Origin of the sequence: Rhodococcus shunpengi (assembly GCF_048381395.1) — a bacterium.
Classification (GTDB): domain Bacteria; phylum Actinomycetota; class Actinomycetes; order Mycobacteriales; family Mycobacteriaceae; genus Rhodococcus.
In genome coordinates, this window is sequence record NZ_JBLWIU010000034.1 from 167,836 (window position 1) to 186,750 (window position 18,915).

15 protein-coding genes are annotated in these 18,915 nt (G+C 69.1%); 8 read left to right on the forward strand and 7 right to left on the reverse strand.

Annotated features, from left to right (window positions below):
• The first annotated feature begins 4 nt into the window (after nucleotides 1-4).
• The 6 genes from ndk to proB all read left to right on the forward strand — a co-directional run bounded on the left by ndk (nucleotide 5) and on the right by proB (nucleotide 7,770).
• Complete coding sequence (gene ndk / locus ACNJ7K_RS21025) at nucleotides 5-424, forward strand: nucleoside-diphosphate kinase (RefSeq protein ID WP_006551181.1); 420 nt, start codon at nucleotides 5-7, stop codon at nucleotides 422-424.
• 444 nt (nucleotides 425-868) lie between these two features.
• Nucleotides 869-4,171, forward strand: a complete 3,303-nt coding sequence (locus ACNJ7K_RS21030; protein WP_487042144.1) for a translation initiation factor IF-2 N-terminal domain-containing protein — start codon at nucleotides 869-871, stop codon at nucleotides 4,169-4,171.
• 234 nt (nucleotides 4,172-4,405) lie between these two features.
• Entirely contained in the window at nucleotides 4,406-4,717 is a 312-nt protein-coding gene (gene rplU, locus ACNJ7K_RS21035; protein WP_006551183.1) for a 50S ribosomal protein L21, read from the forward strand.
• 36 nt (nucleotides 4,718-4,753) lie between these two features.
• Nucleotides 4,754-5,017: a 50S ribosomal protein L27 gene (gene rpmA, locus ACNJ7K_RS21040; RefSeq protein ID WP_006551184.1), complete on the forward strand. Its 264-nt coding sequence runs from the start codon at nucleotides 4,754-4,756 to the stop codon at nucleotides 5,015-5,017.
• A gap of 140 nt (nucleotides 5,018-5,157) precedes the next feature.
• The gene (gene obgE / locus ACNJ7K_RS21045; RefSeq protein ID WP_016691889.1) at nucleotides 5,158-6,615 is read left to right on the forward strand and encodes a GTPase ObgE; all 1,458 of its coding nucleotides are present in this window, start codon (nucleotides 5,158-5,160) and stop codon (nucleotides 6,613-6,615) included.
• Nucleotides 6,616-6,666: 51 nt separating this feature from the next.
• A complete protein-coding gene (gene proB, locus ACNJ7K_RS21050; RefSeq protein WP_159418610.1) occupies nucleotides 6,667-7,770 on the forward strand; it encodes a glutamate 5-kinase in 1,104 nt (367 codons plus the stop codon).
• Nucleotides 7,771-7,775: 5 nt separating this feature from the next.
• Here the strand turns inward: proB and ACNJ7K_RS21055 are convergent, their stop codons facing one another.
• Both ACNJ7K_RS21055 and ACNJ7K_RS21060 read right to left on the reverse strand, forming a co-directional pair.
• Nucleotides 7,776-8,621 (reverse strand): NAD-dependent protein deacetylase, encoded by an 846-nt coding sequence (locus ACNJ7K_RS21055; RefSeq protein WP_230787598.1) that lies wholly within the window; start codon nucleotides 8,619-8,621, stop codon nucleotides 7,776-7,778.
• 5 nt (nucleotides 8,622-8,626) lie between these two features.
• Nucleotides 8,627-10,165, reverse strand: coding sequence for an ATP-dependent DNA ligase (locus ACNJ7K_RS21060; RefSeq protein WP_487042145.1), 1,539 nt, complete (start codon nucleotides 10,163-10,165; stop codon nucleotides 8,627-8,629).
• Between the two features lie 136 nt (nucleotides 10,166-10,301).
• Between ACNJ7K_RS21060 and ligD the strand changes: the two genes are divergently transcribed.
• On the forward strand, nucleotides 10,302-11,249 hold the full coding sequence (ligD, locus tag ACNJ7K_RS21065) for a non-homologous end-joining DNA ligase (RefSeq protein ID WP_455409254.1): 948 nt from the start codon (nucleotides 10,302-10,304) through the stop codon (nucleotides 11,247-11,249).
• Between the two features lie 38 nt (nucleotides 11,250-11,287).
• Here ligD and ACNJ7K_RS21070 read toward each other — a convergent pair whose 3' ends face one another.
• The 5 genes from ACNJ7K_RS21070 to ACNJ7K_RS21090 form a co-directional block, all read right to left on the reverse strand.
• Entirely contained in the window at nucleotides 11,288-12,223 is a 936-nt protein-coding gene (locus ACNJ7K_RS21070; RefSeq protein ID WP_060651095.1) for a D-isomer specific 2-hydroxyacid dehydrogenase family protein, read from the reverse strand.
• A 49-nt stretch (nucleotides 12,224-12,272) separates the two neighbouring features.
• On the reverse strand, nucleotides 12,273-12,671 hold the full coding sequence (locus ACNJ7K_RS21075) for an ectoine synthase (RefSeq protein ID WP_120282223.1): 399 nt from the start codon (nucleotides 12,669-12,671) through the stop codon (nucleotides 12,273-12,275).
• A gap of 57 nt (nucleotides 12,672-12,728) precedes the next feature.
• On the reverse strand, nucleotides 12,729-14,018 hold the full coding sequence (gene ectB, locus ACNJ7K_RS21080; protein WP_120282224.1) for a diaminobutyrate--2-oxoglutarate transaminase: 1,290 nt from the start codon (nucleotides 14,016-14,018) through the stop codon (nucleotides 12,729-12,731).
• Between the two features lie 60 nt (nucleotides 14,019-14,078).
• The gene (gene ectA, locus ACNJ7K_RS21085; RefSeq protein WP_487042146.1) at nucleotides 14,079-14,585 is read right to left on the reverse strand and encodes a diaminobutyrate acetyltransferase; all 507 of its coding nucleotides are present in this window, start codon (nucleotides 14,583-14,585) and stop codon (nucleotides 14,079-14,081) included.
• Between the two features lie 216 nt (nucleotides 14,586-14,801).
• Nucleotides 14,802-17,015 (reverse strand): RecQ family ATP-dependent DNA helicase, encoded by a 2,214-nt coding sequence (locus tag ACNJ7K_RS21090; RefSeq protein WP_487042147.1) that lies wholly within the window; start codon nucleotides 17,013-17,015, stop codon nucleotides 14,802-14,804.
• A gap of 349 nt (nucleotides 17,016-17,364) precedes the next feature.
• On the opposite strand from ACNJ7K_RS21090, the gene scpC reads away from it, so the two are divergent.
• Nucleotides 17,365-18,906 (forward strand): succinyl-CoA:acetate CoA-transferase ScpC, encoded by a 1,542-nt coding sequence (gene scpC / locus ACNJ7K_RS21095; RefSeq protein ID WP_159419262.1) that lies wholly within the window; start codon nucleotides 17,365-17,367, stop codon nucleotides 18,904-18,906.
• The last annotated feature ends 9 nt before the right edge of the window (nucleotides 18,907-18,915 follow it).

Here is an 18,915-nt window from a genome sequence, read left to right on the forward strand (position 1 = left end):
TCGCGTGACTGAGCGGACCCTGGTACTGATCAAGCCCGACGGCGTCGCACGCCGTCACGTCGGAGAGATCCTCTCGCGCATCGAGCGCAAGGGGCTGGACATCGTGGCTCTCGAGCTGCGCACCGCGACCGAGGAGGTCGCCGGAGCGCACTACGCCGAGCACGAGGGCAAGCCCTTCTACCCCTCGCTGATCGAGTTCATCACCGGCGGCCCCCTCGTGGCCGCGGTCCTCGAAGGCCCCCGCGCGATCGCGGCGTTCCGGCAGCTCGCCGGTGGCACCGATCCGGTCGAGAAGGCCGTGCCCGGCTCGATCCGTGGCGACCTCGGTCTGGATCCGGGCGAGAACCTGGTCCACGGCTCCGACTCGGTGGAGTCCGCCGAGCGCGAGATTGCTCTCTGGTTCCCCGCCCTGGCTGCGAAGTAACAGCCCCGCACGAGCGGCGCCTGGCGTGTCGCTCACGAAACCTCCCGGGCGTCGCGCTTCGCGCCTCCCGACACCGCCGACGGCGCCCTCCGGGGCGCCGTTGGCGTATCCGTGCATCTCCGTGTGGGATACTGGCAGAGGTTGCCCCGCACACACCGCGTGCGGAGCGGCCGAACGACATCACGGATCGATGCCCGACATCGCTGTGGCCGAGGACGAAGGAGACACCTCGCTCGGCGGCACGCTGGATGTTCCGGCGCTCGACCCGCGATCAAGCCAGGCATTGCTCGGCCGTGCAGTGAAAACGGGCACCGGACGACCGCGCGATGCGAGACCGGAAGGACTCGCGCCCACCCGGCGCGAGTACACAAGCTGCGCCCCCGCGTGGCCGCTCACATCGCTGTTGTCGGTGGTGGACGCGCCCGGGGGCCTTAGGAGACCTACGTGGCCGATCAAGAGCCGCCGGAGAACAACTCGATCGAAGCGTCGGACACAGGGGGACGGAACCTCCTCGGTCTGCCTGCCAAGATCCGCGTCCATGCCCTCGCCAAGCTGCTGGGGCTGACCAGTAAGCAGGTGATCGCGAAAGCCGCCGAGCGCGGCACCGAGCTGCGCAGTGCGCACTCGACCCTCCCACGCGATGTCGCGGAGGACCTGCACGCTGCGTTGAGCGACGACACGGGCACGGCCGAGCCCGCCGTGCAGGAAGCCGAGACGGCTCCCGAAGCTGCAGCCGAGACGGCTCCCGAAGCTGTGGCGGAGACGGCTCCCGAGGCCGAGGCCGTGCCGGTCGAGGGTGACGAGCTGCGACCCGCCGAGAAGACCGCGGACGAGACCGCACCGCAGGCACTCGACATCCCCTCCGTCGGAGGACCCACCGGGCTGTTCACCTCGGTGGAGCAGAGCACGCCGCTGTTCGAGATGCCCGAGCCGTCCACCACGGCCGAGCCGATCGTCGCTGCACCGCTGTTCCTCCAGCCCGAGGTGCCCTCGCCTGCCGAGGAGGAGGAGACCCGCCCGCGTCGCCGGCGCGCACGCCGCGGCAAGGACACCGAGCAGGCACCGGCCGAGGACGAGCAGCAGACCGCCGAGCCGGCCGCCGCCGAGTCCACCGAGTCCACCGAGGAAGCACCGTCGCAGCAGGCGGACGAAGACCAGGACGACCAGCCGCGTCGCCGCCGCCGCGGACGTCGCGGTCGTGGACGTGGCCGCGGGGACGGCACCGACACCGACCAGCAGGACGAGACCACCGCGACCGGCGAGGACTCCGAGTCCGCCGCCGCGGAGACGGAGAAGTCCGCCGAAGCAGAGTCCACCGCAGGGGAGTCCACCGCAGCGGAGACTCCCGCCGAGGAGACCGCCGGCACCGAGGAGAGCACCTCCGACGAGGCCGCCTCGGGCGACGAGCAGAGCAGCGACGAGCACGACACCGACGACGAGCAGGGCGGGGGGACGTCCCGTCGCCGCCGCCGTCGCCGTCGTCGTCGCGGTTCCGACACCGACACCGCGAGCACCGACGACGACTCGGTTCCCACGGTCGTCCACGAGCGGGAGCCGCGTCCGAAGAGCCGCGCCAAGGACGAGGTCCAGGGCATCAGCGGTTCGACGCGTCTCGAGGCGAAGCGTCAGCGTCGCCGCGACGGTCGCGAGGCCGGTCGCCGCCGGCCCCCGATCCTCACCGAATCCGAGTTCCTCGCCCGCCGCGAGGCCGTCGACCGGGTCATGGTCGTGCGCGAACGCACGGGTGGTTCCCACGCGGGCATGACGCAGGTCGCGGTGCTCGAGGACGGCATCCTCGTCGAGCACTTCGTCACGACCTCCGGGTCGGCGTCGATGGTCGGCAACATCTACCTCGGCCGCGTGCAGAACGTCCTCCCGTCCATGGAGGCCGCGTTCATCGACATCGGCCGTGGCCGCAACGGCGTGCTCTACGCCGGTGAGGTGAACTGGGAGGCCGCCGGCCTCGGAGGCAACTCCCGCAAGATCGAGCAGGCCCTCAAGCCCGGCGACCAGGTGGTCGTGCAGGTCAGCAAGGACCCGGTCGGTCACAAGGGCGCGCGTCTGACCACCCAGATCAGCCTCGCCGGACGCTTCCTGGTGTACGTGCCGGGCGGATCGTCCACGGGCATCAGCCGCAAGCTGCCCGACACCGAGCGCAAGCGACTCAAGGACATCCTCCGTGAGATCGTCCCCTCCGAGGCGGGCGTGATCATCCGTACCGCCGCCGAGGGCGTGAGCGAGGAGGAACTCTCCCGCGACGTCACCCGCCTGCAGACGCAGTGGGAGTCGATCCGCGAGCAGTCCGAGAAGCTGCAGGCCGACGCATCGGGCCAGCCGAAGACGCTCTACGAGGAGCCGGATCTGCTCGTGAAGGTCGTGCGCGACCTGTTCAACGAGGACTTCTCCAAGCTCGTCATCGAGGGCGACTCGGCGTGGAACACCGTCGAGAGCTACATCCGGACCGTCGCACCCGACCTGCTGCCGCGCGTCGAGCGCTACCGCTCGGAGAACTCGGTGGACGTCTTCGGTGCGCACCGCATCGACGAGCAGCTCGCGAAGGCTCTCGACCGCAAGGTGTGGCTGCCGTCCGGCGGCACGCTCGTCATCGACCGCACCGAGGCGATGACCGTCATCGACGTCAACACCGGCAAGTTCACCGGTTCCGGCGGAAACCTCGAGGAGACGGTCACCCGTAACAACCTCGAGGCGGCCGAGGAGATCGTCCGCCAGATGCGCCTGCGCGACATCGGCGGCATGATCGTCGTCGACTTCATCGACATGGTGCTCGAGTCGAACCGCGACCTCGTGCTGCGTCGCCTGACCGAGGCCCTCGGCCGGGACCGCACCCGCCACCAGGTCTCGGAGGTCACCTCGCTCGGGCTGGTCCAGATGACGCGCAAGCGGCTCGGGACCGGTCTCGTCGAGGCGTTCTCCACCACCTGTGAGCACTGCAGCGGCCGCGGCCTCATCGTGCACTCGGAGCCGATCGAGTCGAAGTCCTCGGACGACTCCGGTCGTTCGTCCGGCGGTGGTTCGCGGCGCAAGCGTGGACGCGACAAGAGCTCGCAGGAGCCCGCCGCCGAGACGCACACGACGCCGTCGCCCGAAGAGGTCGTCAAGCGTGCCGCGCACCCCGTCGCGCTCGCGATGGCCGCGCACAACTCGACACCGGCCGCGGACGCTCCGGCCGCAGAGCCGACAGCGACCGAGACCGCATCCGAGGCGGCGTCCGCACCTGCGGGCGACGTCGACCCGGTCAAGGTCACCGAGCCGCTGCGGGCCGTCGAGCCCGAGAAGGTCGCCGCGCCGACGAAGGAGCCCGTCGCCAGGGAGGACGCCACCACGGTGACGACCGCCTCCGACGAGCCCGCCGAGATCGAGGCAGAGGTCGCAGCAGCCGAAGCCGCAGTCGCGGAGACCGCTGTTCCCGAGGCTGCCGTGTCCGAGACGGCCGTCTCCGGCACAGGGGAGAGCACCGACGGAGCGGCTTCCGTCGAGGCCGCAGAACCGGCTCCGCGTCGCCGTCGGGCACGCAGGGTCGCACGGGCGGCCGCAGCGCCTACCGGTGACGGTGGGCCTGCAGCCAAGGTGTTCGTCGTCCCCGCGACGACCGGGACGTCGACGGGGGCCGAGTCGGATTCCGGGCCGAGCACACCGGTCGAGACGCCGGTGGAGATCGTGCGGCGACCGCGTTCGCGGCGTGCCGCAGGGCGCCCCGCCGGACCTCCGGTGGACGCCGAAGCGTGACCCTCCGCTTCCGGGCCGGTCACGACCGGCCCGGAAGCAGGCACTACCGTGCCACCCGGTTTGACCCTGGGAGTCACCTTCCCGTAATCTTGTTCAGTCGCTACTCGGCGATAGTGCCCAGCCGCGTCCGGATTCAGGATGCCGGCGGGACCCGAGTCAGCAACCACACCAGACCAGTCGCGTCCGCAGCACTGTGGCGCGAGCACGTTCGAAGAAGCAAGGGGTAGCCGTCCGATGGCAACGTACGCGATCGTCAAGACCGGCGGTAAGCAGTACAAGGTCGCTGAAGGCGACCTCGTCAAGGTCGAGAAGATCGAGGGTGAGCCCGGCGCTGCTGTCTCGCTTGCCCCGGTCCTCGTCGTCGACGGATCCGAACTGACCACCGACGCCGACAAGCTGGCCAAGGTCTCGGTCACCGGCGAGATCGTCGAGCACACCAAGGGCCCGAAGATCCGCATCCACAAGTTCAAGAACAAGACCGGGTACCACAAGCGCCAGGGCCACCGTCAGAAGCTGACGGTCGTCAAGGTCACCGGCATCAAGTAAACCGAGCTTCGAGCTTCAACCCCAGGAGGGTTCGTCATGGCACACAAGAAGGGCGCATCCAGCTCCCGTAACGGTCGCGATTCGAACGCACAGCGACTCGGCGTCAAGCGCTTCGGTGGCCAGGCCGTCAACGCCGGCGAGATCATCGTGCGCCAGCGCGGCACCCACTTCCACCCCGGCGTGAACGTGGGACGCGGCGGCGACGACACGCTGTTCGCCCTCGCGGCCGGTGCCGTCGAGTTCGGTACCAAGCGCGGTCGCAAGACCGTCAACATCGTTCCGGCTGCGGCAGACGCCTGATCTGCCGTCCGGTAACGGACACCGCGGGACCAGCTCCCGCGACATACTCCCAATAGGGGCGGGCCAGGGTCGCACACCCTGACCCGCCCTTGTTGCGTTGATCACCAGGTTTGTTTTTTCGGACGAGAGAAGGTCCACCCATGTCCCGCTTCATCGACCGGGTGGTGCTGCACGTCAGCGCCGGTAAGGGCGGCAACGGCTGCGCCTCCGTCCACCGCGAGAAGTTCAAGCCGCTCGGCGGCCCCGACGGCGGTAACGGAGGAAACGGCGGCGACGTCGTCCTCGAAGTCGACCGCAACGTCCACACCCTGCTCGACTTCCACTTCCACCAGCACGCCAAGGCGACCAACGGTGCCCAGGGCGCCGGCGGCCATCGCAACGGTGCCAACGGCGGCGACCTCGTCCTGAAGGTTCCCGACGGCACCGTCGTGCTCGACCGCGACGGCCGCATCCTCGCCGACCTCGTGGGCACCGGCACGCGTTTCGTCGCCGCGCACGGCGGTCGCGGTGGTCTCGGCAATGCCGCACTCGCGTCGAAGGCACGCAAGGCCCCCGGTTTCGCGCTCCTCGGTGAGGAGGGTGAGGAACTCGATCTCGTCCTCGAACTGAAGTCCGTCGCCGACGTCGGTCTCGTGGGCTTCCCCTCGGCCGGCAAGTCGTCGCTCGTGTCGGTGCTCTCGGCCGCGAAGCCGAAGATCGCCGACTACCCGTTCACCACCCTCGTGCCGAATCTCGGTGTGGTGCAGTCGGGCGACACGACCTTCACCGTCGCCGACGTGCCCGGCCTGATCCCCGGCGCCAGTGAGGGCCGCGGTCTCGGCCTCGACTTCCTCCGTCATCTCGAGCGCTGCGCCGTGCTCGCGCACGTCGTCGACTGCGCGACCCTCGAACCCGGCCGCGACCCGATCTCCGACATCGACGCGCTCGAGGCCGAACTCGCCGCCTACCAGCCCGCGTTGTCGGGCGACAGCGGACTCGGCGACCTCGCCGAGCGCCCCCGCATCGTGATCCTCAACAAGGCCGACGTGCCCGACGCGAAGGAACTCGCCGAGTTCGTCACCCCCGAACTCGAGGCCCGCGGCTGGCCGGTCTTCACGATCTCGGCCGTGAGCCGCGACGGCCTGCGTCCGCTGACGTTCGCGCTCGCGAAGATGGTCGACGAATACCGCGAGGCACATCCGCCGGCCGCGCCGACCCGCCCGGTGATCCGTCCCGTCGCCCGCGACGAGGAGGCCTTCACCGTGGTCCGCGATCCCGAGGTGCCCGGCGGATTCATCGTGCGGGGCACCCGTCCCGAGCGGTGGGTGCGCCAGACGGCCTTCGACAACGACGAGGCCGTCGGTTACCTCGCCGACCGCCTCGCACGTCTCGGCGTCGAGGACAAGCTCGTCAAGCTCGGCGCGGAACCCGGATGCTGGGTCACCATCGGCGAGGTCGGCTTCGAGTGGGAACCGCAGACGCAGGCCGGCGTGGACGTCGTGCCCACCGGTCGCGGCACCGACGCCCGCCTCGACCAGGTCGACCGCGTCGGCGCCGCCGAACGTCGCCACGCCAAGAAGGTGCGCCGCGGTCTGGCCACCGACGACGAGTTCGAGTAACCGGCCCCGCGTTCCCACCGTTCAGGAAGCCCGAAGCGTACCGAGGAGAACATGAGCGACACCCGGGAGGTCGTCTCCCACGCCCGCAGCGTAGTGGTCAAGATCGGCTCGTCGGCGATCACGAGCCTGGTGGGTGGGCTCGACCGTGGCCGGCTCGATCGTCTCGTCGATGCCATCGAGGCCCGGATCCGCACGGGTTCGAGTGTCGTCGTGGTCTCCTCGGGTGCGGTCGGTGCCGGGCTCGCACCGCTCGGTCTCACGAGTCGGCCGCGTGATCTCGCGACGAAGCAGGCTGCGGCCAGCGTCGGGCAGCTCACCCTCGCTCACGCCTGGGGCACCTCCTTCGCCCGCTACGACCGCACCGTGGGCCAGGTGCTGCTCACCGCCGACGACATCGGCCGGCGCATTCAGCATCGCAACGCGCAACGCACCCTCGACCGGCTGCGTTCGCTCGGGGCGGTCCCGGTGGTCAACGAGAACGACACCGTCGCGACCGTCGAACTGCGCTTCGGCGACAACGACCGGCTCGCCGCCCTCGTCGCGCATCTCATCGGCGCCGACGCGCTGATCCTGCTGTCCGACGTCGACGGCCTGTACGACGGGGATCCCCGCAAGGGCTCCGCGAACCTCATCCCCGAGGTCCGCACCCCCGAGGATCTCGACGGCGTGGTCGCCGGCTCGGGCGGCGCGCTGGGCACCGGTGGCATGGCGTCGAAACTGTCCGCGGCCCGTCTCGCGGCGGACTCCGGCGTGCCGGTGCTGCTCGCCGCGGCCGCCCAGGCCGATCGCGCGCTGGGCGCCGCCGACGTCGGCACGGCCTTCGCGGCCCGTCCGCAGCGTCTGTCGGCGCGGCGTTTCTGGGTGCGGCATGCTGCCGACGTCCACGGTTCGCTGTATCTCGACGAGGGTGCCGTGCGCGCCGTGATGGAGCGGCGACGCTCGCTGCTCGCCGCCGGAATCACCGGCACCAGTGGCGGTTTCCACGCCGGCGACGTCGTGGGCATCGTCGCGCCCGACGGCCGCACGGTTGCGCGCGGTGTGGTGGCCTACGACGCGTCCGAACTCGATTTCATGATCGGCTTCTCGACCAGGCAGCTGCCGCCGGATCTCCAGCGACCCGTCGTGCACGCCGACGATCTCGTCCGGGTGGTCTGAGAACCTCACGAAGTCGGTGCGGTCACCGCGTCGGCCAGGAAGGCGAGGGTCTCCGAGGTACCCGCTTCGAGCTTGAGGGTCGCCAGCGCATCCCCGCGGGTGGGGCCGCGATTGACCACCACCACCGGGATGTTCCGCTGCGCGGCGCGACGCACGAAACGCAGCCCCGACTGCACCGTCAGCGAACTCCCGGCGACCAGCAGGGCGTCGGCACCGTCCACCACCGAGAATGCGAGATCGACGCGCGGGCGCGGCACCGTCTCCCCGAAGTACACGATGTCGGGTTTGAGCATCCCGCCGCAGCGCTCGCAGTCCACTACGACGAAGTCCTCGGTGTCGGTGACCACCGCGTCCGCGTCGGGGGCGACCTCGAGACCGGTCGTCGCGCGCATCCGGTCGTCGAATCCCGGATTGGCCGCGCACAGCCGCTCGTGCAGCGTGAACCGCGAGATGCGGTGTTCGCACGACAGGCATCGGACCTGCGCGTAGGTGCCGTGCAGGTCGACGACCCGCCGGCTGCCGGCCTTCGTGTGCAGCAGGTCGACGTTCTGGGTGATCACGCCGACGACGGAACCGGCGCGTTCGAGGGCCGCGAGCGCCCGGTGCCCGGCATTCGGGCGGGCGGCGTCCATGTGCTTCCAGCCGACGTGGTTGCGCGCCCAGTAGCGTTGCCGGAACTCCGCGTCGCCGACGAACTGCTGGTAGGTCATCGGGTTGCGGGGCGGCGAGTCCGGTCCGCGATAGTCGGGGATACCGGAGTCCGTCGACAGCCCGGCGCCGGTGAGAACAGCGATCCGACGGCCGTGCAGGAGAGTGGGCAGGTCGTCGGAACGGAGTGGAACGTCGATCACTCCATCTACGGTAGGCCGCTTCCGGGAACCGGCGCTGCGGGCAGGAGCGCGCGGACCGCATCGATGGTGTCGGCGTCGGCGGCCGACTTGTCGGGCCGGTACCGCAGCACCCGTGCGAAGCGCAGCGCCACCCCGCCCGGATAGCGGCTGCTGGTCTGCACTCCGTCGAGTTCGATCTCGACGACGATCGCGGGTCGCAGGTGGACGGTGTGCTCGTCGCGATGCGTCTCGTGGCGCGGGAATTCCTCTGTCTGCCACTGCAGCAGCGCGTCGGTGAGTCCCTTGAACGTCTTCCCGACCATGATCGGCGGACCACCGTCCGGGTCGCGGGCACCGAGGTGCAGATTGGACAGGAAGCCGGTGCGGCGCCCGTAACCCCACTCGGCGGCGAGCACCACGAGATCCAGGGTGTGCTCGGGTTTGACCTTCTGCCAGGCTCGGCCCCGGCGTCCGGCGGTGTAGGTCGACGTGAGCGACTTCACCATGACGCCCTCGTGACCGTTGCCGAGCGAGTCACCGAGATGTGCCTCGGCGCTGTCGGCGTCCGGAGCGACGAGCGCGGGGATACGGTGCTCACCCGCGACACGGGCGAGCTGGTCGAGACGCACCGACAGTGGCTCGTCGAGCAGGTCGGCGCCGTCGAGGTGCAGGCAGTCGAAGAAGTACGGGTGGAGGAGCAGTTCGCGTTCGGAGCGGGCACCGAACCGGCTCATGGTCTCCTGGAACGGTCGGGGACGGCCGGCATCGGTGAGCGCGAGTGTCTCGCCGTCGAGTACGACACTGCGGCACGGCAGTGCCCGGACGAGTTCGACCAGTTCGGGGACCGATGCGGTGATGTCGCGCAGCGTGCGAGTGAAGATCCACACGGCGTCCTCGTGGCGGTGCACCTGGATGCGTGCACCGTCGAGTTTGTATTCCACGCTCACGGCCCCGTCGAACTCGGTGAGTGCCGCCTCGAGCGACTCGGCGGGCGAGGCCAGCATCGGCCGGACCGGTCGGCCGAGTTCCAGGCCGAATTCCGCGAGCGCGTCGACGCCCCCGTCGAAGGCCGCCGCCGCGGCCTGCGCGAGTCGGCCCGAGAGCATCACCGCCCGGCGGACCGGTTCGACGGGGAGACCGGCTGCCGCTGCGACCGCATCGGTCATCACCCCTTCGAGCGCACCCTGCCGCAGCTCACCACCGAGGAGCGCGACGAGGAAACGCTGCTCGGACTCGGTGGCCCGGCCGAACAGCTCCAGGAGCAGTTGCTGCCGCGCGGCGGTGGACCCGGAACCGGCGATGCCGGCGAGGCGGTCGAGGAAGCCGGACACCTCGTCGACGGAGAGCGTCGGATCGTCGGCGACCGGCGCGGAGAGGCCGGCAAGGGTGCGGAAGCCGACACCCACGCGGCCCTGGGTCATCTCTCCGGACAACCATGAGACCACCGCTTCGACCTCGTGAGGTTCGGCGCGCCCGAGCAATTCCCGCAGCAGATCGATCTTGGTGCGTCGTGACCGTGTGGCGGCGACGGCAACGGAGGTGTCGACAACCGAGTGCAGCAGCATCGCTTCGACGTTAGCGCCCGGACGTGCCACGCGGAGGAAATCGTGCGTCGGGGTGTATTTCCGCACGCCGGTGGGAATCGAGAGGCCAGGATGGTGCACAGGACGTGTGCACGAGGGGGAGGGACGGGAGAGGCGGATGAGCAAGGACGCCGATGCAGTCGAACTCGACGTGGACGGTCGCACGGTGCGCATCACGCATCCCGATCGTGTGTACTTCCCCGAGATCGGGGCGACCAAGCTCGATCTCGCGAACTACTACCTGAGCGTGGGGGAGGGGATCGTCCGGGCACTCCGTGAGCGGCCCTGCATGCTGCACCGGTTCCCCGACGGTCTCGAAGGGCAGAAGGTGCACCAGAAGCGGCTGCCGCGCGGGGCTCCGGACTGGGTCGAGACCGTGCGGGTGCACTTCCCGCGCTACGACCGCGACGCCGACGAACTGTGCGTGACCCGCCTCGCGGACGTCGTGTGGGCCGTGCAGATGTCCACCGTGGAGTTCCATCCGTGGAACTCTCGGCGCAGCGACGTGGAGCGGCCCGACGAGTGGCGGATCGACCTCGACCCGATGCCCGACTGCGATTTCGATCGGGTGCGGCGCGTGGCGTCGGTGGCGCACGAGGTGCTCGACGAACTCGGTGCCGTGGGTTGGCCGAAGACCTCGGGAGGCGACGGCCTGCATGTCTACGTCCGGATCGCGCCGGAATGGGAGTTCGACGACGTCCGAAGGGCCGCATGGGCTTTCGCACGGGAGGTGGAGCGACGCGCGCCCGGCGACGTGACGACGGCGTGGTGGCGCAAGGAACGCGACCCGTCGGCGGTCTTCGTCGACTACAACCAGAACTCGCGCGACCACACGATCGCCAGTGCCTATTCGGTCCGCGGTGTGCCGGAGGCGACGGTCTCCACTCCGGTGCGGTGGGACGAGATCGACGATCTCGAACCACGGGATTTCACGATCCGGACCGTGCCCAAGCGGTTCGAAGAACTCGGCGACCTGCACGCGGGCATCGACGAGGCGGTCTTCTCCCTCGATCCGCTCCTGGAATGGGCGGAACGCGACGAGAAGCAGGAGAAGGCGTCCGAGTGAGCCCTGGGGCCCGGTAACGGTGACCCGGTAGACGTGGCCTAGTAGCCGGCGCTGGGATCGACGACCCCGATCGGCACGAGGCCGGACGCGAACCGTGTGACGTTCTCGGTCACGTGCTCGAGATAGGCCGGGATGCGCAGCGGGGGTGGATTGGCGTCGTGGGGGGTGATCACGGCGTTGGGGAGCGTCCACAACGGATGATCGTCGGGGAGCGGTTCGGGATCGGTGACGTCGAGCCCCGCGCCACCGATCGCGCCGGATCGGAGAGCGGCGACGAGGGCGTCGGTGTCGACGAGATCGCCCCGGGCGACGTTGACGACCCACGCCGTGGATTTCATCGCTGCGAGCTCGGTTGCACCGACGAGCTGCTCGACGTCGAGGGTGGCTGTCGCGGAGATGACGAAATGATCTGCCAGAGGCCATATCTCGTCGATGCGTTCGACGGGGAACGTCTCGATGGCCCCCGGCACGGGACGGCCGCTGCGGGTGACGGCGAGTGCGCGCGCCCCCAGCGCGGCCAGCATCGGGATCAGCGCCCGGCCGACACCGCCGGCGCCGATGATCCCGACCGTCGCGCCGCGGAGGGTGCCGACGACCGGCGCGAGACTCTCGGGTGTCCACGAGGTGGCCGCCAGATGGGCCGGCAGGGCCCGGACCCCGGCGAGCAGGAGCAGGAGCGCGTGTTCGGCGACGGTCGTGGAGTACGCCGCGGCCGCCGACGTCCAGGTGACGCGAGGGTGGGCCTTGACGACGCCCTGCGACAGCCAGTACTCGACACCGGCGGACGGTAGCTGTACCCAGCGGACGGAGGCGGGGAGGACCTCGGGGAAGTCCTGCGGCCCGGCCGTCCAGACGAGCGCGTCGGGGGTGTCCTCGAGTCCGCAGGGCACGCCGCCCCCGCCCGTGACCGCCCGTTCGAAACGGGGGTCGCGCTCGGGGCCGACAGCGATGCGGGGCGCACGCTCGGGAGTCATGGTCTCGACTCTAAGCGTCCGCCCCGCATCGGTCACGTGGTTACCGCACTCAGGCGGGTTCGACGATCAACGGGTACACACCGTTCTCGTCGTGCACCTCACGGCCGGTGACCGGGGGATTGAAGACGCACAGCATGCGCATGCGCGTGTCGGGGAGCACGCGGTGACGCTCGTGTCCGTTGAGCAGGTACATCGTGCCCGGAGCGAGGTCGTACTCCACGTCGTTGTCGAGGTCCTGCAGCTTGCCGGTGCCCTCGACGAGCCACACGGCCTCGACGTGGTTGGCGTAGTGGAACTCGTTGACGGTGCCGGGCTCGATGGTGGTCTCGTGGAACGAGAAGCCCACCTTGTCGCCGGCGAGGACGATGCGCTTGCTGCGCCACTGGCCGTCCTCCGAGACGACGTCGCGCTCGGTGCCGGTGATCTCTTCTGTCGTACGAACGATCATGGGTGTCGAAAGTCCTTCTTCTGCAAGTGGGTTCGGAACGGGCGGAGCGGGGACCGCTCAGGAACGGACCTTGGCGGTCGCTTCCGCCAAAATGTTCAGCCCGAACTCGAGTTCGTCGTCGGTGATGGTCAGCGGCGGCAGCAGCTTGACGACCTCGTCCGACGGACCGGAGGTCTCGGCGAGCAGACCCTCTTCGAAGGCCAGGGCGCAGACCTTGTCGGCGTCCTCCGCCTTGTCGAAGACCAGGCCCTGGACCAGGCCGCGGCCGCGGGTCGAGACGCCGTCGAACATGTCCGACAGGTTCATGAAGGTCTGGCGGATGCGCTCGCCCTTGCGCAGGGTGTCGCGCTCGAGCTTGTCGTCGGCCCAGTAGTGCTCGAGGGCGGCAGCCGCCGTCACGAAGGCCGGGTTGTTGCCGCGGAAGGTGCCGTTGTGCTCGCCCGGACCCCACACGTCGAGCTCACGCTTGAACAGGGTGAGCGCCAGCGGCATTCCGTATCCGCCGATCGACTTCGACAGGGTCACGATGTCGGGCGTGATGCCGGCGATCTCGAACGAGAAGAACGGGCCGGTGCGGCCGCAGCCCATCTGCACGTCGTCGACGATCAGCAGGATGTCGCGTTCCTTGCACAGGTCGGCCAGAGCACGAAGCCACTCGGGGCGAGCAACATTCACGCCGCCTTCACCCTGCACGGTCTCGACGATGACCGCGGCCGGACGGTTCAGGCCGCTGCCCGCGTCGTCGAGGACGCGCGAGAACCACTGGAAGTCCTCGGTGACACCGTTGAAGTAGTTGTCGAACGGCATCGGCGTCGCGTGGACGAGAGGCACACCCGCGCCGGCGCGCTTCATCGAGTTGCCGGTCACCGACAGCGCACCCAGGGTCATGCCGTGGAAAGCGTTGGTGAAGTTGATGATCGACTCGCGACCGGTCACCTTACGGGCGAGCTTCAGAGCCGCCTCGACGGCGTTCGTGCCGGTCGGGCCGGGGAACTGGACCTTGTAGTCCAGGCCACGCGGCGCGAGCACGTGCGACTCGAAGGTCTCGAGCAACTTGCGCTTGGCGACGGTGTACATGTCGAGGCCGTGGGTGACGCCGTCGCTCATGATGTAGTCGACCAGGGCCGACTTGAGCACCGGGTTGTTGTGGCCGTAGTTCAGGGCTCCGGCGCCGGCGAAGAAGTCGAGGTAGTCCTTGCCGTCCTCGCTGCGCAGCCAGGATCCCGATGCCTTGTCGAAAACGGCGGGCCAGCCGCGGCTGTAACTCCGAACCTCGGATTCGAGGTGCGAGAAAATCGAGGTATCGGGCTTACCGGTGGTCTCGGGCTTGTTTTCCAGGATGGTCATGTCGTGGTCCTCCTGTGATTATTCGAGAATTATGAGATGTCGCGCGCACATGCGCTGCGATCATTCGCCGATGGTGTAGAGATCCTCGGCCAGATGTGAATCAGGGAAATCGTCGGGCGCGAACAACTCGGTGCGAGTGATATGCGTTCCGCGGCGACGCGCGAGAGCGGTGAACATTGCGATCGACGCTTCGTTGTCGGGACTCACCGTCGTTTCCAGACGGGTCACGCCGAGCGGCTCGAGTCGGTCGAGCAGAGCGTCGAGCATACGGCCGGCCACTCCACGTCCACGCTGGTCTGCGTCGACTGCCACCTGCCAGACGAACAGGGTGTTCGGGGACTCGGGGCGGCGGTAGCCGGTCACGAATCCCACGGGGCGATCGGTGTCGTCCGTTGCGACGACCGATGTGTCGGCGAAATCGCGACACCACAGCACATATGCGTAACCGGAATTGACGTCGAGAACCTGCGAATCACGCGCGATCTGCCAGAGTCGTCTACCGTCGGCGATACGCGGACGCCGGAATTCGATTGCAGCCGGCTCACTACCGGACTCGGTTGCGGCCACGTCCGAAGATGTGGTCGCGGTATTCGATTCAGCCGAGTCGGGGGTCGGGGTACTTCTTTCCTTGACGGGCCTCATATGTCCTTTCAACCTAACAACTTCCGGTGTCGAGATCACGCCCGTGTCCGGAATCGGGATCGGAACCCTGTGGTCCGTGCAGGTCGAGCGCATGTTGTGATGCCGGTCACAAACATGTTACGTCGGTCCTCCTCGTGGCGATTACTTCGGGCTCGCGAGTGCGTACGGCAACACCGCGTCGGCTCCCGCGGCGACGAGAGTTCTCGCCGCCATCGTGAACGTCCAGCCGGTGTCGGTCACCGCATCGACGAGAAGGATCGGACCACTCGACCCGACATTGTCGGGTCGCTCCCACGCGTCGACCAGTGCGGCGACCCGATATGCCGAGTTCGCTGCCGTCGGCTCCGTATTCCCGCTTCGGCGTCGCAATACACCTAGATCTCGTAATCGTCCGATTTGTGCCAATCGGGACGCGAGTGACTCGACGAGCAAGGGATGTGTGGGGGAGTCCATGGCCATGACGGCGGTGGGCCGCTCCTCCCAGTCCCACGCCGCGAGCACCGCGATCGACGCGTCGACCACCGCCTTCGGCGCTTCGCGGTCCGGTCCGTCGAGCAGTTCGCGCAGTCGCGGTCCCCATCCCAGATCCGACAGCCGGCCCAGCACGCGCCCGGGGCGCGGACCGTCCGTGATCCGGCCCGACAGCGGGATCCCGAGGGTCGACATCCCCGTGGGCCACTGCCGACGCGGCGGCAGATCCACACCGGGGCGTTCGAGGCGGGCACGGGTCCGGGCGACCTCGTCGTCGCCGACGGACGTCTCCCACCGGGACCCGATGCAGTTGTCGCACCGGCCGCAGCCGGGACCCCCGGCGGTGTGATCGGAGCCGGGACCCCCGGCGGTGTGATCGGAGCCGGGACCCCCGGCGGTGTGATCGGAGCCGGGGCCCCCGGCGGCGAGATCGGGATCGTCGAGCTGACGGCGAAGGAAGACCATGCGGCATTCGGTGGTGCGCTCGTATTCGAGCATCGCCTCCTGTTCCGCGGCGCGGGCCTCCTCGAGGCGCCCGTAGCGCTCCTCGTCGTACGTCCAGGGCTGCCCGGTGGCGATCCAGCCGCCCTTGACCCTTTTCACCGCTCCGTCGACGTCGAGGACCTTGAGGACCATCTCCAGGCGGGAGCGCGTGAGGTCGACCCGCGGTTCGAGCGCGGGTGTCGATACCGGCCGTTCGGTATCGAGCGCTGCGATCACGCGTCGTACGAGCGCCTCGTCCGGGAAGGCGACCGAGGCGAACCACTGCCAGATCCGGCGGTCCTCCGGGCCGGGGAGCAGAACCACCTCGGCGCGCTCGGTGGAGCGACCCGCACGCCCGACCTGCTGGTAGTAGGAGATCGGGGACGAGGGAGCGCCGAGGTGCACCACGAAGCCGAGGTCGGGCTTGTCGAAGCCCATGCCGAGCGCCGAGGTCGCGACGAGCGCCTTGACCTTGTTGTCGAGGAGATCGGCCTCGAGCTGTTCACGCTCGGTCGGTTCGGTCTGACCGGTGTAGGCCGCCACTGCATAGCCGTGGTCGGTGAGCAGCGCCGCGAGGTCGCGGGCGGCGGAGACCGTCAGCGCGTACACGATGCCCGAGCCCGGCAGATCCTTCAGATGTTGCGCGAGCCACGCCGCGCGTCGTGCCGGTTCGTCGATCCGCACCACCGACAGGTGCAGCGACGGACGGTCGAGGCCGCCGCGCAGTACGAGCGTGCCGCCGGAGCCGGCATCGTTGCGTCCACCGAGGTCGCTGCTTCCGCCGACACCGAGTTGGGCGGCGATGTCGGCGACCACCCGGTCGTTGGCGGTCGCGGTCGTCGCCAGGACCGGGATGTCGTCGCCGAGTTCGGCGACGAGGGTGCGGATGCGGCGGTAGTCGGGCCGGAAGTCGTGACCCCAGTCCGACACGCAGTGCGCCTCGTCGACGACCACCAGTCCGGCGTCGCGGGCGAGGGAGGGCAACACCTGGTCGCGGAAGTCGGGGTTGTTGAGGCGTTCGGGGCTGACAAGGAGGACGTCGACCTCGCCCGCTGCGATCCGCTCGTGGATCGCCGCCCATTCCGTCACGTTGCCGGAGTTGATGGTCGCGGCGTGGACGCCGGCCCGCTCGGCGGCCGCGACCTGGTTGCGCATCAGGGCGAGCAGCGGCGAGACGATCACCGTGGGGCCGCGGCCCTGCCGCCGCAGCAGCTTGGCAGAGATGAAGTAGACGGCCGACTTCCCCCAGCCCGTGCGCTGGACGACGAGGGCGCGGCGACGGTGCACCACGAGCGCCTCGATCGCGACCCATTGGTCGTCGCGGAGCCGGGCATCGGGGCCTGCCAGCTCGCGGAGAAGGTGCTCGGCATCGTCGCGCAACAGGTCGGTGGAGTTCGTCATGCTGCAATCGTGCCCGACGACGTTCCGTCACGGCGGCGGTGAACGGTTCTCCGGGGGCGGCGAACGGTACTGATGCGGCGGCGAACGGGGATACCGTAGAGATGGCGGCGGAGTGGCTCTCACGAAAGGTGGTGGCACCCAGTGTCAGTCCGCGTGGCGGAAATCATCATGTAAAATCTTGCGAAACAACAACTTTGGATTACATCGATCTTGGAGTGCGACTCGTGACACTCTGTGTCCAAATTGGTGACGGCGATCGCCGGTCCGGCCCGAGTGTGACGAGCAGATCATCCGCGCCGCTATGGTCGTCGTCATGTACGCAGCCCTTTCATCCCCCGCAGCGCCGTCTGTGGAGTCGGTCGTCGTGACCCCGGCCGAGGCTCGGGTACGTCATGAGACCTACCGCAAGAAGATCGTGTCGGCTCAGGACGCCGTCCAGTGGATCCGCCCCGGCGACACGGTCGCCATCAGCGGCTTCGCCAGCGCAGGTACCCCGAAGGCCGTGACCCCGGCCCTCGCCGAACACATCCGGCGCACGCGGGCGACCGGCGGCGACTTCCGGATCAATCTGCTCACCGGAGCGTCGGTGGCCTCCGACACCGAGCGCATGCTCGCCGATGTCGACGGAATCGCGCTGCGTATGCCGTACCAGGCAGAGCCCACCGCCCGCGGGCGGATCAACGAAGGCCGCATGGACTACGTCGACATCCACCTGTCGCACGTCGCCCAGCAGGTCTGGGAGGGCTACTACGGACACGTCGACGTCGCCGTCGTCGAGATCTCCGGCATCACGGAGACGGGCGAGCTGATCCCCGCCACGTCCATCGGCAACAACAAGACCTGGCTCGACGTCGCCGAGAAGGTGATCCTCGAGGTCAACTCGTGGATCCCCGCCGCCATGGACGGCGTGCACGACGTCTACTACGGCACCGCGCTTCCCCCGCACCGTCGTCCGATCGACCTCACCGACGTCGAGGACCGCATCGGCCAGCCCTACTTCCGGATCGATCCTGAACGCGTCGTCGCGGTCGTCGAGACCGACCGTCCCGACAGCGCCACCGCGCTCACGGCGCCCGACGCCACCAGCCGGGCCATCGCCGACCACGTCCTCGACTTCTTCGCGCACGAGGTCGCCGCGGGACGGCTGCCCGCCGACACGCTGCTTCCGCTGCAGTCGGGTGTCGGCAACGTCGCCAACGCCGTGCTCGCCGGTCTCGACAGCGGACCGTACCGGGGGCTGACGTGCTACTCGGAGGTCATCCAGGACGGCATGCTCGACCTCGTCAAGCACGGCACCGTCCGGTTCGCCTCGGCGACTGCCCTCGCACTGTCCGAAGCGGGGCTGAACGACTTCGTCGAGAACATCGACTTCTACCGCGACCACATCATGTTGCGGCCGCAGGAGATCAGCAACCACCCCGAGATCGTGCGCCGACTCGGCATCATCGCCATGAACGGCATGCTCGAGGCCGACGTCTACGGCAACGTCAACTCCACCCACGTGATGGGCACCCGCATCATGAACGGCATCGGTGGCTCCGGCGACTTCGCGCGCAACGGCTACCTGTCGATGTTCCTGAGCCCGTCGACGGCCCGCGACGGCGCGATCTCGTCGATCGTCCCGATGGTGCCGCACGTCGACCACACCGAGCACGACGTGCAGGTCATCGTGACCGAACAGGGTCTCGCCGATCTACGCGCCCTGTCTCCCCGTCGTCGGTCGCGGGTCGTCGTGGAGCGCTGCGCGCATCCCGACTACCGCGCCGAACTGCTCGACTACATCGAGCGCGCAGAAGCCGCCCCCGGAGCAGGTCACACCCCGCACCTGCTCGGTGAGGCGTTCTCCTTCCACGAGCGCTACCAGCGCACGGGGACCATGCACGCGTCCTGATCGGCGCGG